Annotated in this window: 8 protein-coding genes and 1 pseudogene; 4 read left to right on the top strand and 5 right to left on the bottom strand. The window is 40.8% G+C overall.

The genetic code is table 11. The features are described 5' to 3' along the window. Positions 1-38: 38 nt before the first annotated feature. The 3 genes and pseudogenes from B3H30_RS14190 to B3H30_RS14180 all read right to left on the bottom strand — a co-directional run bounded on the left by B3H30_RS14190 (position 39) and on the right by B3H30_RS14180 (position 4,936). A complete protein-coding gene (locus B3H30_RS14190) occupies positions 39-2,060 on the bottom strand; it encodes a TonB-dependent siderophore receptor (RefSeq protein ID WP_286777244.1) in 2,022 nt (673 codons plus the stop codon). Between the two features lie 66 nt (positions 2,061-2,126). Next, positions 2,127-2,363: pseudogene (locus B3H30_RS14185) on the bottom strand (carboxypeptidase regulatory-like domain-containing protein); the annotation flags it as partial. A 335-nt stretch (positions 2,364-2,698) separates the two neighbouring features. Further along, on the bottom strand, positions 2,699-4,936 hold the full coding sequence (locus tag B3H30_RS14180; RefSeq protein ID WP_070565380.1) for a glycosyl hydrolase family 95 catalytic domain-containing protein: 2,238 nt from the start codon (positions 4,934-4,936) through the stop codon (positions 2,699-2,701). 515 nt (positions 4,937-5,451) lie between these two features. Between B3H30_RS14180 and B3H30_RS14175 the strand changes: the two genes are divergently transcribed. The 4 genes from B3H30_RS14175 to B3H30_RS14160 all read left to right on the top strand — a co-directional run bounded on the left by B3H30_RS14175 (position 5,452) and on the right by B3H30_RS14160 (position 12,168). After that, entirely contained in the window at positions 5,452-8,208 is a 2,757-nt protein-coding gene (locus tag B3H30_RS14175) for a DUF1553 domain-containing protein (protein WP_070565378.1), read from the top strand. A 174-nt stretch (positions 8,209-8,382) separates the two neighbouring features. Next, a complete protein-coding gene (locus B3H30_RS14170; RefSeq protein WP_070565376.1) occupies positions 8,383-9,882 on the top strand; it encodes a DUF1501 domain-containing protein in 1,500 nt (499 codons plus the stop codon). Between the two features lie 4 nt (positions 9,883-9,886). Then, positions 9,887-10,759 (top strand): sugar phosphate isomerase/epimerase family protein, encoded by an 873-nt coding sequence (locus tag B3H30_RS14165; RefSeq protein ID WP_070565374.1) that lies wholly within the window; start codon positions 9,887-9,889, stop codon positions 10,757-10,759. Continuing rightward, positions 10,756-12,168 (top strand): c-type cytochrome domain-containing protein, encoded by a 1,413-nt coding sequence (locus B3H30_RS14160; RefSeq protein WP_286834501.1) that lies wholly within the window; start codon positions 10,756-10,758, stop codon positions 12,166-12,168. Before B3H30_RS14165 ends, B3H30_RS14160 begins: the two co-directional genes overlap by 4 nt. 279 nt (positions 12,169-12,447) lie before the next feature. Here B3H30_RS14160 and B3H30_RS14155 read toward each other — a convergent pair whose 3' ends face one another. Together B3H30_RS14155 and B3H30_RS14150 are read right to left on the bottom strand one after the other, a co-directional pair. Next, on the bottom strand, positions 12,448-13,746 hold the full coding sequence (locus tag B3H30_RS14155) for a hypothetical protein (RefSeq protein ID WP_286710002.1): 1,299 nt from the start codon (positions 13,744-13,746) through the stop codon (positions 12,448-12,450). Between the two features lie 30 nt (positions 13,747-13,776). After that, entirely contained in the window at positions 13,777-15,531 is a 1,755-nt protein-coding gene (locus B3H30_RS14150; RefSeq protein WP_070565370.1) for a class I mannose-6-phosphate isomerase, read from the bottom strand. Positions 15,532-15,546: the final 15 nt, after the last annotated feature.

Raw genomic sequence — 15,546 nt, 5'->3', positions numbered from 1 at the left:
CACCATTGTCGAAACGCTTTTTTTATAGAAAAATATTTTTAAAATTGATAGGCAAAACTTCCAAGTATATTTCTAGGCATTTGCGGGTTTACCGTTGTCCATCCTTTGAAATAAGTTTGATTTCCTAAATTGTTTGCTTTGAAGGCGAATTCAAAATGTTTAAATCCATAAGATAGACTCGCGTTCAAGAGTGTGTAAGACGGAAGGGTAAATGTGCCAGTTGCAACACTATTGGTAATTACATTTTCACTTGCATAATTCATTCCGATACCAAATCCTAGTCCTTTTAGTTTTCCTTGCTGTAAGCTATAGTTTGCCCAGATGTTGGAAAGATGTTTAGGCCCAGCTTCTGTCGGACGTAGGTTGTTGACATTCTTGTCTGCTTTAGTCATCTTACTATTGTTATAACTATAGTTCATAATGAGGTTTAGACCTTGAATAGGGGCCAATGTTACATCAAAGTCAACTCCCCGGCTCAAGCGCGTTCCGTCCTGTACACTAATATTATAGGTTTGTCCGTCAATGGTAACTATGTCAGGACGAAGCATATTATCTACTGAAATGTCATAGTAACTTGCTGTCAGGCCTAATTTGTTGTTTAAAAGGTCTAATTTGACTCCGGCTTCCCATTGTTTGGCTTGTTGGGGCTTGAAGTCTCCCGAGATGCTGGGATGTGGCTGTACAACTGGAGATACATTTTTAAACCCATTTTGATAATTGGCGAATAGTGATACCTGACCTTTTACAGCTTCATAAACCAAACCGAAACGGGGTGAGAACGCAGTCTGATGGTAAGTCCCAGTTGTTGTGTCTTTATCGAAGTTGTAGGTTCCTTTGTTATCAAAATAATCCATACGCAACGCTAGGTTTAAATGTAGCTGCGACGTGAGATCCAATACATTTGAAACATAGGCTCCCAATACTTGATTTCGACCTCTATTGTTCGTTTTGGCTGCCGTTGAAGCGCTTATGGCTGCGTCAATGGTTCCTGCATTAAATTTATAGTAATCTGGATCATCTATTGCTGTGTTGATCTGGTCTACAAGGACATAGGGCGAATTATGTGTTTCTGTTTGCTGGTATAAATAATCCAGACCGACAAGTAGTCTATTGCGAAGCTCACCGATATGAAAATCACCAATAAAGTTCTGTTGAGCATTGATATTTTTTGCAGCATAATTTTGTTTACAAGCATATCTGTTAATAAGTGTGTCATTGCTGTTTTGTAGGTACATCACATATTGAAAGTAGCCATCTGCCTTCCGGTTGTTCCAGTTTACAGTGGTATTGGACGTCCACCGCTCATTAAACCGGTACACTACATTTCCGCGGAGGTTGGTGGTTGGGTTTTTGAATGTGACGTCGTTAGCAGTATAGGACTTATCAAAATCGAATTGGAGTGCCTCGGGGATTCTGGCAAATAATTGACGTGAACGATTGAGAAAAACCATCAGTGGATTAGTAGCCTTGTTTTGGTAAAGTTCAACATCGAGTTGGATATCCAGTTTCTCGTTTGGTTTATAGGTTAGTGAAGGTGTAATAAACACCGACTTATTAAATCCTGCGTCTTGATAGGTACCTGTATGGGATAATGCTGTATTGATTCGTCCGAGCAATTTTTTATCTGCTGTTAATGGGCCATATATATCTGCTGTAAGGCGATGTTGTGCGAAACTTCCAAAAATATAATTTACCCGACCGCCCACGGTATCTAAAGGTTTTTTCGTGATATTATTGATTAATCCACCGAAACCAACAGCCGCACCGCCATATAATGAACCAGAGGGCCCTTTAATCACTTCAATTGTTTCGAGATTCGCAGGGTCTGGACTTGTACTGGAAATACCGACTACACCATTAATCATGGCAGCCTGCGTACTAAAACCGCGCAACGTGTAGTAACTAACACCGTCTCCGGGCCGTCCAGTCGCCGACCAAAGCTTATCAATTCCTGAAACGTTGGCTAATGCATCATCATAATTTGTATTCACCTGACTTTTTAGCAACTCTTTGGTAACGACAGCATACGACTGTGCGTTCTCCATATTTTTCAGTGGCATTTTGGAAACATATAAACTCTGTTTCCGTGTGAATTTGTTATTTCCTTTACCATTAATAACGATCTCTTGCAGTGTCGCTTGATTTTCAATTAAATAAATATCAGGAACCCTATTTTTACCATCCGTAATTTCGACTTCCTGCTCATGTGGTTGAATACCTATGGCTGAGATGGCTAATTTTGCCTGACCCGGCTTAAGTGATTTAAATTGATATGAACCATTAGATCGTGTAGAAGTTGTTATGTTTTGCGGTTGTAGTCTGACGGTTATCCCTTCAATGGGCTTTCCGTCGGACGAAAGGATTTTACCCAGTATTTCTGCTTTGTGCTATGCTTGCGCAAGTAGAGCTCCTGGGACAAGCAACATAAGGTAGATGATGATGCGATTCATTGAATATTTTATTTAGATTAATTATAAACAGAGGCAAAGTTATTGGTCCTATTGCATTTTTCAAAGGATTATCTGTTATTTTTTATAATCATTCTAAATAATGTAATGTAACAATGCAAAGAGCCCAAATTATCGCTTTGGATGATTTGGGCTCTTTGCATTGTTTGCACGTTATCAGCTGACTTAAATTGACTGTATCGGTACTGTGTAAGGTGTTTTTTTTATTTGGTAAGGCAAATCCATTGTTTTTATAGGCTACATAGGTTGACCGTTTGTCCCTTTTTTAATTTCACATATTGTATGGTGTTATCTCTCTGTATGAGCTTCTTAGTGCTGATGTGCATGAGTGCCTTGGGTTCAAAAATTCGAAAGGTACCATCTTCGGTAGCAGTTATTTTCAGCAGAACAATTTTATTTTCTTTTTTTTCAGCGCTTACGATAAATCCACCCATCGTTCTCAAATTTTTGAAAGACGCTGTTGCCCATTCAGCAGGTAAAGCCGGAAAAACTTCTACATAGTTATTTTTGCTCTGAATGAGCAATTCGTGTATTCCTTGTGCAAATGCAAAGTTACCTTCTAAGGTAAATGGTCGATACGTAAAGTCTGAATATTGCCCGTCTTTTTGGTCGCCATTCAAATGAAAGGAATTGGAGGAACAAAAGTTCTGCGCAAATTTTCGAAGATTGGTTACGGCTTCCTTTCCTTGTTTAGCGCGCGCGTGTAAACAAGCCATCCATGCAAAGGAATAACCAACCCACGCACGTGTACCCAGTTTTTTAATGTGATCTAGGGAGCTCTCAATGAGCTCTTTTTCCTGCGGATTATTGATGTCTAATAAATCCAATGGATAAATTGCCATATAGGGAGACATGTGACGGTGGGAATGTTTCATTGGAAGATTTACAGCAACTTGTAGCCCAGTTTCATCGGTCGCATAGTGAGGTAGTTGTGCCTTGCATTTTAACCAATTCTCTGCTTCTTGCGGTTTGCCCATTGCTGTACTCACCTCTGTAGCAGCCTGGAAAAGAAAATGCGCTAAACTAAGATCGAAATTAGTCCAATTGTCAAACCATGCTGATACACTATTCTCGTTGTATTCGGGACTGCTGCTCAAGAGCAGGTAACGGCGTTCATTTTTTAGTGTGGTTATATTTTTAAGGTAAGTTGCAGATTCCATGATATAGGGATAGGCTTGTTCTTTTAGAAAGGTTTTATCCATGCTATATTTCCATTGCCAATAAAAATGCTGGGCCGCCCATGCACCAATAGTAGGAGAAAGAGAATACTGAATCCATCCACCCATAGGGTCTCCATTTAACGTGAGGACACCGGGTACATTCAGCCCATCGACACCAAAATATTGCTTTGTAAAGTTCTTGTTTTTTTTGCGGATCTTCCAGAGCCAATCCGTATAGCTTTTGGCTTCGGCCAATCTATTTCCCGAATAGGCTGGCCAGTAGCTTAATTGTGTATTAAGGTCATTGTGAAAGTCGCCTTTCCAAGGAGGAAGACCACCATTATCCGCCGTCCACACGGCCTGAAGCGTAATTGCTGGAGCACCTTCTCTTGCGACAGCACCGAGTTTATACATATCAAGATAATATTGTTTTTCAAGATTTTTATCAGGAATGGTTATACTTGATTTGGACCAATAGTTTGACCACCAATGCAAATGGCTTGCTTTTTCTTCGGTGTATTTTTTGAGGGAAAGTGCAGATGGGGTTGCCTTTTGATCATTGACGATTGTCCAATAACCAATCAGCTTTTTAGCTGATATTTTTTCCCACCTCAATACAACTTCAAAAAAATGATCATCATACGTATTTTGGTGCAGCACTTCATAGTTGCTGGTGCGGATTATATTTCCTTGCTTATACCCTAATCTTGCTAAATCTTGACCTTCGACAACGCTTTTGTTTTCGTCTTTGTTTGTGTTATTTTCATATTGATGTGGAATTAATTGAGGTAAAAGGTCACTAACATTGTTTCCTGTGATTTCAAAATAGCCAAATGGTTTATAGGCATGTATGAAGGTTTTTAATATCCTACCATCTTTAAATCTAAGAATATTGGTGGCCTGTTCCAGATCAAGTACGTTTGAAACGACAGTGCCAAATTTCGCCAAGTCAAAGAACAGCGACGCTGCTGGAAGCTTAGTGGGATAGGGGGATCTGTCATAAGGAGCGTCTCCCCACTGTTGTACACTGCCGTAGCTGTTGTTTTTTATTTGTTGTTGGACCCAATTGAAATTGTGGTTTTCTATTGCAAAGGCCTTTCTTTCGTCCCATAGATCTGCGCGATCAAGTGAAAATCGAATCGTATTGTCTTTTTTCCAAATCAGTGCACCCAATTGACCATTTCCCAAGGGAATGGCTTCATCCCATCGCGAAGCCAACTGATCGAAATGGAGGTTGTTGTCAGGTGTTGGTTGCCCGAAAGAGAACAGGGTAAACGAACAGCATAGTATTAAATAAAGATATTTCATAATTGAAAGGGTTAGCTTGTAAATTTAAAACTCTGGATGGGGAGGTACTGACACTATTGTTACTTTTTTGCATACTATTTTAGCAAAGCGATGGCCCTGATACTGGAATCACGTTTAAGCAAATTTAACTGAGATGTATGCAGTGTATGAAATCAAAAAAGTGAGTTCGTATCGAAATTGTTATACTTTTTGAGACGAAAGAATATGGTATAAAAGTACCGTTTTTAGGGACTGCAGTTTAACCGAAAAAAGTACATCATGCTGTTTTAAATCAATCTTTTGAGCAAGTGGGAATATAGTATCCAGAAAATCTTGCAAGAGCAAAGGGTAATATTGTTTATGTTTCTGTTAATCCAGTTTTAGTATAATCCAGTGTTGTTATCTAATTTTATCCTACTCGAAACTAGCACATTTATCGGATAGTTTCGGCTCCACTTAACGAAAAAAACAATCATTATTTATTTCGTTGTAGTGCGTAAACCTAAAATGTTATAGAGTAGATATATCCCAATGCTATGAGAAAAAAGATTGTGGTGCTAACATTATTGGCGCTTGTGCTTATTGGTACGAGCATTTTGACCTTTGGAAAGAAAGAGCCAATTGATTTTAGCGCTGATGTTAAACCGATATTGAATAAACATTGTATCACATGCCATGGTGGGGTTAAAAAAAATGGCGGACTAAGTTTTCTTTTTGAAAATGAGGCTTTCGCCAAAGCCGAGTCTGGCAAACCAGCAATTATTCGTGGCGATGGCGAACATAGTGAACTGGTAAAGAGACTGATTTCCGATGACCCTGAATTGCGTATGCCTTACAATGCCCCTAAACTGAACGATGATGAAATTGATATACTCAAAAGATGGATCGATGAAGGTGCCAAATGGGGAGAGCATTGGGCATATACAACGCCCAAGGAGACTGAGGTACCTAAACCTTTTTCATTGCTCGGCATATTTGGTGTCAAACCTAAAGGGGTGAATAATACGATTGATTTTTTTGTTTTGGATAAGATGAAGGAGAAGAAATTATCCTTTGCTGATGAGGCCGATAAAGCACTGTTGTTACGGAGAGTGTATTTAGATCTGATTGGTATTCCACCCACGTTGGCAGAAATTCAAGCCTTTGAAGCAGATCAGCGTGATGATGCTTATACCTTGCGTGTAGATAGTTTGCTGGCGTCGCAGAAATATGGCGAAAAGTGGGCGAGTTGGTGGTTGGATATGGCGCGATATGCAGATACGAAGGGTTACGAGAAGGATGGTTCGCGCACGATATGGTCCTATCGGGATTGGGTCATTAAGGCCTTGAACAAGGATATGCCTTATGATGAATTTACGATTGAACAGCTCGCTGGGGATTTGCTCCCGGAGCCAACCAAGGATCAACTTATCGCAACCGCCTTCCATCGCAATACCATGAATAATGATGAAGGGGGGACCGATAGTGAGGAATTTCGGATGGCTGCGGTTTTGGATCGCTTAAATACAACCTATCAAGTATGGTTGAGTACAACCTTCGAATGCGTGCAATGCTATAGCCATACTTATGATCCCTTTAAATTTGAAGAGTATTATAAATCGTTAGCTTTTTTTAACAACACCAGAGATGAAGACACCCAAGGTGATCATCCTAAACTTCGTTTTTATACGGCACAAGATGAAAAGCGAATTGACAGTATAAAAAGGTGGTTGTCGACGACAGGAAATACAAGCTTGGTAAAATCAACAGATCTATTCCTTCACACTCTTGAACCCAAAATACATGCGCATTACAGCGATCAAATAGTAGATGGTGCGCTTTATGATACGAAATGGTTGGGGGTTAGAACTGGAGGATCGGCTCGGTTAAGGGCAATAAACTTGGATAATAAACAGCAATTTTTTATGAATTTCTGGACAGGCGCGGTAGGTGGAAAATTAGAAATTCACGTGGATAAACCTACAGGACCAATTCTCGCCGTTATTGATTTGCCGAGTACAAATGGAAGACAGGTTATTCAGTCTCCCATACTCCCGACTCGCGGTGTACATGACTTATATCTGGTTTTCAAAAATCCATCTGTGGCGCATGGGCAGCCGATCTGCATGATTGAATGGTTTGCATTTCGTGAGAACTTTCCACATGAAAAGTCACTGGATAATATGAATTTTCAAAAGACTTTTCTCCAGTTGGTCAACATGCAACCCGAAGGTGTGCCAATCATGATTGAAAATCCCAAAGACATGCATCGTAAAACAAATGTATTTATACGTGGTAACCGTCTGTCTCTGGGGGCGGAAGTACAGCCTACAGTTCCGGCTTCACTGAATAGTTTCCCGAAAGGCGCTCCGCGCAACCGTCTGGGGTTTGCGCAGTGGATTGTCAGTAAGGAAAACCCCTTGACAGCACGAACCTTAGTTAATCGCGTATGGGCACAGCTATTTGGCCGGGGCCTAGTTGAACCATTGGGAGATATGGGCACTCAGAGTATCCCGCCAATTCACCGAGAGTTATTGGATTACCTTGCCCTAGATCTGATGAATACCAAAAAGTGGAGCGTTAAAAAACTGATCCGCGAGATTGTCTTATCCGGAACGTATAAGCAGTCCTCTAGCTTGAACAATTCCAATTTTGAGAAGGATCCACAGAATTATTATTTGGCAAGGGGACCTCGGTTTAGATTATCTGCCGAACAGATTCGTGACCAAGCTTTAGCTGTAAGTGGATTGCTCAGCAACAAAATGTATGGACCAAGTGTAATGCCCTACCAACCTGATGGGGTATGGATGACTGTATATAGCGGTGAGTCCTGGGTGAAAAGTGCTGGAGAAGATCAATACCGAAGGGGCATCTATACGTTTTTAAAGCGTACGAGTCCTTATCCGTCTTTTGTTTCTTTTGATGCTTCTAGCAGGGAGGTTTGTTTGGTCGACCGTATTCGCACCAATACACCGCTGCAAGCGCTTGCCACATTAAATGATCCTGTTTATCTCGAAGCGGCTAAACATCTGGGGACTATTATGGAGAAAGAGGGAAATGGAAACCTTAGAAATGGTATTCGTGTCGGTTATAAACGTGCCATGTTGAAGGATGCCGATGAAAAGAAACTCAAAGAGCTGGAACATCTTTATCAAAAGGCATTGGTTGATTTCAGCAAAAAACCTGATTCGGCAGCCAAATTTTTGAATGAAGATTTAGCAAAAAGCAATGTAAAGGTCCTGCCTTCAAAAGCTGCCTACATGCTTGTTGCGAATGCAGTGTTGAATTTGGACGAATTTTTAACGAAATCATAAATATTGAAATGATAAATATGGACCGAAACTTCTGAATAAGGACTATCGTATGAAAACGAAGTCTTTTATTGAGAAGGTTAGACCTATAAAATAGTAAGAATATAAACCGAAATGAGCTAAAGCTGCGCACTAAAATTTTAGAGACACAGCCCGTTCATACGTAATGATAGTCAGATGAAAGACCTAAATAAGCTAATAAAAGAAGCGCAACAATTTGAATTGCAGGCTGTCACCAGAAGACATTTTCTAAAAGATTGTGTGGCCGGTATCGGCGGTATTGCTTTGGGGAGTTTGTTAACGAGTTGTAATGGATGGGGACAGTCAAAATCAGCAGAAAAGTTGGATCTGAATGCACTCAATCCACTTGTGCCCAAGCCACCTCATTTCCCAGGTAAGGCTAAAAGTGTCATTTACCTGCATATGGCTGGCGCTCCATCACAATTGGAGTTATTTGATTACAAGCCTGCCTTGCAGAAATTACATAATCAACCTTGTCCGGAGTCCTTGCTTGCAGGAAAGAAATTTGCTTTTATTCGTGGGATTCCAAAAATGCTGGGACCACAGGCTACTTTTAAACAGTATGGAGCAAGTGGGGCTTGGGTATCAGATCATTTGCCTCATTTTAGTAAAGTCGTTGATGAAGTGAGTTTTCTGAAGGCTGTGCATACCGATCAGTTCAATCACGGCCCGGCCCAATTGTTTATGCATACAGGAAGTGCCCGTCTCGGTCGCCCTAGCATTGGTTCATGGGTAACTTATGGTCTGGGATCTGAAAATAGCAATTTACCCGGTTTTGTTGTGTTAACATCGGGAGGTAAAACGCCTGATGCTGGTAAAAGTGTCTGGGGAAGTGGATTTTTACCATCGGTATACCAAGGCGTTCAATGTCGTTCAAAGGGTGATCCCGTATTGTACATTGCCGATCCTGAAGGAATGGGAAGGGGTATGAAGCGTGATTTGATTGATGCCATAAATAGCGTCAACAAAACAGAGTATGATACCTTTAAAGACCCCGAAACCTTGTCGCGGATCGCACAATATGAGATGGCTTATAAAATGCAGGTAGCCGTACCTGAAGTGATGGACATCAATAATGAACCGGCTTATATTCACGAATTGTACGGAACAGAGCCTGGTAAGGAATCGTTCGCCAATAATTGCCTATTGGCTCGGAAACTCGTAGAACAAGGGGTACGATTCGTTCAGTTATTTGATTGGGGCTGGGACAGTCACGGTACTAATCCAGCAGATTCGATTGATCTCGGTTTTAGAAATGAATGCCGAGAGATTGATCGACCTATGACCGCATTGATTATGGATCTAAAGCAACGTGGTTTGCTGGAAGAAACACTGGTGGTGTGGGGCGGGGAATTTGGGCGCACACCGATGCAAGAAAATAGGGACAACAGCGACATGCCATTCCTGGGACGTGATCATCATACCGATGCCTATACCATCTGGATGGCAGGTGGAGGAGTTCGTAATGGTATAAGTTACGGTCAAACCGATGATATCGGGTTCGCCGGGGTAGAAGGGCGTAGTTCTGTACACGATGTCCATGCGACCATGCTTCATCTTTTGGGTTTTGATCATGAGAAATTTACATACGATTTTCAGGGAAGGCCATTCCGATTGACAGATGTGGAGGGTGAACTAATTCAAGCTATAATTTAAAAAAATGAAACAATTTCTAGTATTAATTTTATTTATGAGCAGTTTTCTATCCATGACTGCCCAGCAGTTGCACATTAAATATTATTGCACCAATTGGGGAAATAGTGATTCCTGGGATACGTTCTGTCTCCGTGTGAAAAATGCAGGTTACGATGGTGTTGAATCTTGGTTACCTGGTAGTCCCAAAGAGCGCAAAGAGATGATCGATGCATTACATAAACATGGATTGAGTTTAGGGTTACTTTCAGGGGGATCTGGTGGAACTTATGAGGAATATAAAGAAAGTTTTAAGCGTAATTTGGATGAAGCAGCACAGCTGAAACCCGATTATATTAATTGCCATACAGGTAAAGATTATTACTCGTTTGAACAGAACAAAACATTGATTGAGCTTGCTGATGCAGCTAAAAATAAGTACCATATCCCCGTTTATCATGAGACTCATCGCGGAAGATTTAGTTTTGCAGCCCATGTAACAAAAGAATATTTAGAGAAGATTCCGACGTTACAACTTGCGTTGGATATTTCGCATTGGTGCAATGTACACGAATCAATGCTTTCTGATCAGACCGAGGCTGTAACAAAGGCACTTTCTAGAACTGAGCAAATTCATGCACGCATTGGGCATCCCGAAGGACCACAAGTCAACGACCCCGCCGCTCCCGAATGGGAGAGTATTGTTGCACAACATTTGGCTTGGTGGGATAAAGTTGTTGCTAAACACAAGGAAAATGGGATGAAGTTATTAACCATAACAACCGAGTTTGGCCCAGCGGGTTATTTACCCACATTGCCATTTACACAACAACCGGTGGCCGATCAGTGGTCAATCAATGTCTATATGTTGCATTTACTCAAAGACAGATATAAAGAATGATGGTTTTCTTTGATGAATTATTGGGCTTTTCGGGACGATTTCATCCTCTTTTGGTCCACCTACCGATCGGCATATTGTTGTTGGCTTTTGTTATGGCAATTATTGCGCAGTTTAAAGGCGGAGCTATGTATTTGCCTGCTATTAAGCTCTCCTTATTCCTAGGGACTATAGCCGCCATAGTGGCTGCTTTATCGGGTTATCTGCTTTCACGAAATGGAGGTTATGAGGAGGATGTACTGAGCTATCACAAGTGGTTAGGAATTGTCGTGGCGTTGAGCAGCTTATTATTGTGGTTTCTCTATCGTAAAGAATCTTCTGCTGCATTTCGCTTTTGGCTTTTTTTTCTCGTAGTAATCATGATTGGGGTCACTGGACACTATGGTGGAACATTGACGCATGGAAAGGGCTACTTTGTCGAAGCTATGCCAGTGGCACTAAAAAAGCTGTTTAAAACGGAAGAAGACAAAGAGGAGGTTCTTATCGTTCAAAATGCACAGGAAGCAGATGCCTATAATGGAATTATTCAACCTATTCTTAAACAGCGTTGTCAAAGCTGCCATGGGAAAAAAAAGCAGGAAGGGGGGCTGGCATTGGATACAAAAGAGAATTTGTTAAAAGGAGGAGAGAATGGCACAGTACTGCATGCAAGCGATTCGAAAAAGAGTGAATTATATGCCAGGTTGGTATTACCTGAGGGACATAAGAAGCGAATGCCACCTAAAGGTCGTACGCCGATAACTCCTGATCAGATCAGACTGATTGCCTGGTGGATAGATCAAGGAGCCAATTTTGATAAAAAAGTGCGTGAAATACCACAAACGGAGGAAATCGCTCATTTGTTGAAAAAATTGGAAACAGGGGAAAAAGACACTCCATCGGTATTATATGCAGATTTACCTGCAGCGCCAGCTTTGCCAAAAGATAAAATCGATGCTTGGCAGGCTAAGGGTATTAAGATCATCCAAGTTGCAAAAGATAATAACTTTGTGTTGGTTAATGCCATTAATTATCCTCAATTTAATGATAAGGACCTACAGGAATTATTAAGTATTAAGGATAATATTGTACAGCTGAAATTAGGAAATACAGCTGTTACAGATCTTGCTTTCTCAATATTTTCGGCAATGCCGAGTCTTTCCCGCCTACATCTAGAAAATACAGAAATTTCCGATGCCGGATTGAGCCAGTTGAAAGGTCTGTCAAAATTAACGTATTTAAATCTGACGGGAACAAAAGTTACCTCAAAAGGTCTGTCAAAACTGAAGGACCTTCCGAGTTTAAAAAACGTCTATCTCTATAAAACCGCAAATCAGGAAGTCGCTACGATAAATCAGTTGAACGCTAAGATTAAGGCAGATACCGGTAATTATAGTTTGCCTTTTATTGAAACCGATACAATCAGGTTTTGAGCTGTTGTTGGAATTGCTGGCTATACGCTGGAAATCCGCAATCCGAATGAAATATTATTGTATAATTTAACGATTGGGGCGACATGGACAAGTAATTTAAGGAAAATAAACAGGATTTTTTAGCAGATGTGAAGCGAATGTATAAGGGGAATGAGACAAAATGCGCTAGAGTAGGATAGGAGGAATAGGAATAGGAATAGGAATGCGGAGGTGACGATTTCAAATAAAAGAGCAGCAAGGAATTTCCTGCTGCTCTTTTTACATCACGATAAGCTGTTTTTATTTCGTGCCAGCACCTTCTAATAACTCGATGGCATCGTAAAGGACACCTGCTTCACCTCTAAAAGTTCCAGAGCCCTCTAGTTTGTTATCTTTTGTGTACCATTCATAAAATCCTTTGTTTTTGATAACACGGGCAAGCATCGGCTGTATTTGCGCATAAGCTTCCTGTTGAAAGCCATTTTTAACAAGCTGCTGAATCATACGACCACCAAACCAAGTCCAGTCCCCACCATTTTGATAACCGTAAGGATACATGCCTTTGTTCTTAAACGAGCCTGCCGGATAAGTCGGGTACACAGTAAGTCCAATTGTTGCTGCACCAGCATCTTTTACATTTTTAATCATTTTATCCAATGAAACTTTTATTTGCTCTTTGCTGAGCAAATTAGCCTCAATAGCAATTGCTGTTCCACCATGATAATAGATTTGATTTTCATCAAAATCAGCCGCAAATGGAGAGCCTTTGATATAAATATGGGGAATAAACTTTTGGTTCTTTTCGTCCCAAAGGTGTTTCATGGTATTACTTGCTATAGACGCTCTGATTTTTCCCCACTTTTCTTTTTTCTCAGGGAAAAGATCCATGTAATTGTCAAGCGCGATCAAAAACATTGCATTGTCGTAGATGTCCAAAGCAATATGCGAATTTTCATCCAGGTGGACACCCCAATCGTGTTCAGGTTGAACGTCACCCCAATCGACTGTAGTTGCGCCCCAAAGTAAACCATAAGTAGCATTATAACGTTTGTCCAATAAAAATTGTAAAGCATGCTCCATGCGATCCTTTACAGCCGCATTTCCAATTTTTTCATCGAGAAAAGCCTTATCTTTCGTTGCAACGATATATTTATGTACCGCTTGGATCAAAGAAGACTCCTGGTCCGTTTCAACTGTATTTTTGTGTGCTGCATAATCAGGAGCTAAGGGACTAGTGATGGTATAATAGTCCGATACGCCATTTTTTAAGCTGGATTTTTTGACAAAACCATCGGCAATATTACCATCAGGACCTTGTAGCTTAAAAAACAAAGCTAATTGATCTTTGATCTGTTCATGGGGATGGACTTTTGTTGCTAAGGTGATAAATGTATTGTAATCTCTAATCCACACCTCACTGTATCCATCCCCCGCATTGAATCCACTTTTAATGACGTTCGTAGCCATATCTTTGACAAGATTGAAGCTGCTGTCTTTTTGGATGCTGTCCTGTAAATTGCTTGTCGAAACCTTACCGCCAGCATTTTGGCAGGACAGTAATAGGAGAGACGAAGATAACGCAAAAAATAGAGTTCTCATTGTGCTGTTAGTTTATAGTAAATGGTTTGATTAACATTTGGATTCTTTGACAAAAGATTGGATAACCTTTGCCTTATCGTTTCCTAAATTACGCAATGTATAGGATCCGGCAGCAGCAGGAACAGCAAAAGTCTCAGCATAATGAAAGACTTTCTTCATGCCATTTGCTGTCATCAGCTCAATTGCCTCCCCCTCCACAAGCATCATGATGTGACACTGTCCTTGTGTTTCAATTGCAACATCCTGATCGAATTCGTATCTAAAAACATCGTAGAAATGATCTTCATGCGTTGGCAAATGTATTCTTGTTGCTTGCGCATCAAGGGCTACTTCAGTGGGCTGAGCAAGCAGCGTGTTTTTTACGACATCACCTTTTCGGCTAAAATTGAGGTTGGCGAATGCTCTATCAATATTTAATGGGCGTGGTTTCCCATCTAAATCCGGACGCACCCAGTCGTACATTTTAAAGGTATAATTGTAAGGTGTTGCACTGATTTCGAGTACGAGATTATTCACGCCGGAAGAATGTACAGTACCATGTGGTATCAAATACAATTGGTGTTTCTTGGATTCGAATTTTTGAACGTATTGCTCGATATCCATGGCTGTTCCGGTATGGAAGCTCTCTTCTAAAGCTGAGCGAAATTTGTCTGCATCAATGGATTGCTGAAAGCCCAGATACACTTGTGCGTCCTCTTTTCTATCAACGATATAGTATGATTCGTCCTGTGTGGAGTTTTCTCCAAATTCTGTTTTTGCATAGGCTGGACTAGGGTGACATTGAATGGATAGGTTGCCGCCATCAAAGGTATCCAGAAAATTGAAGCGTATCGGGAATTCAACATCGAAACGTTGCTGGGCATGACCAAGCACATTGGCACTTTCTTGAAACATCAATTGATCAAATGAAATTTCAAGTGTATGTCCATCTGCTTCGAGCAAAATGCCATTCTCAGGGACAATCATTTCGAAGGACCACGCATAGTTTTTGACATGCTGATCTATGCCTGAAAGGTGCTCTTTCATCCACTGTCCACCCCATACGCCGGGTTCAAAAGTTGGTCGTACGCGGAAGTAATTTTGGGACATGGCCAGCAAAGTAGCATGTAGATCCTTCCCTGTGATCCATGGTAGGTTTTGGGACGATTGTTGATCGGCAAGAATTTCGACACGGGAAAGGATAGACCTTTTATGTCTATTCAATATTTCCCAATCGACAAAATAGTAACGCTTGTAGGTTTCCTTTTGATTGGTCTGTGTTGAACAACCTAAGTTTAAAGCTTCTCCCGCACGCATACGTTGAATTAGCACGTTTTTGGGCAGATCAATAAACATCAGCTGACTAGACGTATCGACTAATGATGCTCCAGGGCCATAAAAGATGGTATACTCAGCTTGTATTGATTCGGCGTTTGCTCGTATGGTTTGAAGGTCCGCAAGCTTTTGGGTGTCAAAGTATTCAATGAGTTGAATCCCGGCCTTTTTTCCAAATAATGGATCGTCGCCACCGAGGTATGGTGCGACAAGCTCCTGGATCGCTGATTCAGTTTTTAAAGCTGAATCCATGGCAATAAATCGGGGAGTTACGCCCTGTTTTTCAAATTCTTGCTTTAGCTTGAGGATGATTGTAGCCCAGTCAACACCTACAAAACCATCAATGCTATGTATATTATGTGTAATGAGATGTGCAACAAGATCCGTGTAGGAATTTGATAGTGTTCCTTGAACCGGAAACGTCGGTGTGATTTCGTACTGAAAAGGTTTTGTTTGAGTATTAGAATACATATAATGTAATTTATT

The sequence above is a fragment of the Sphingobacterium sp. UBA7038 genome (assembly GCF_002494055.1).
GTDB classification, from domain to species: domain Bacteria; phylum Bacteroidota; class Bacteroidia; order Sphingobacteriales; family Sphingobacteriaceae; genus Sphingobacterium; species Sphingobacterium multivorum.
Note: the sequence above shows the minus strand (reverse complement) of the source record. Positions and strands in the feature narration are given on the sequence as shown.

Coding starts and splice junctions, on each gene's coding strand:
- B3H30_RS14190 (WP_286777244.1), bottom strand. CDS start 2,060: ATGCCACTGAAAAATATGGAGAACGCACAGTCGTATGCTGTCGTTACC.
- B3H30_RS14180 (WP_070565380.1), bottom strand. CDS start 4,936: ATGAAATATCTTTATTTAATACTATGCTGTTCGTTTACCCTGTTCTCT.
- B3H30_RS14175 (WP_070565378.1), top strand. CDS start 5,452: ATGAGAAAAAAGATTGTGGTGCTAACATTATTGGCGCTTGTGCTTATT.
- B3H30_RS14170 (WP_070565376.1), top strand. CDS start 8,383: ATGAAAGACCTAAATAAGCTAATAAAAGAAGCGCAACAATTTGAATTG.
- B3H30_RS14165 (WP_070565374.1), top strand. CDS start 9,887: ATGAAACAATTTCTAGTATTAATTTTATTTATGAGCAGTTTTCTATCC.
- B3H30_RS14160 (WP_286834501.1), top strand. CDS start 10,756: ATGATGGTTTTCTTTGATGAATTATTGGGCTTTTCGGGACGATTTCAT.
- B3H30_RS14155 (WP_286710002.1), bottom strand. CDS start 13,746: ATGAGAACTCTATTTTTTGCGTTATCTTCGTCTCTCCTATTACTGTCC.
- B3H30_RS14150 (WP_070565370.1), bottom strand. CDS start 15,531: ATGTATTCTAATACTCAAACAAAACCTTTTCAGTACGAAATCACACCG.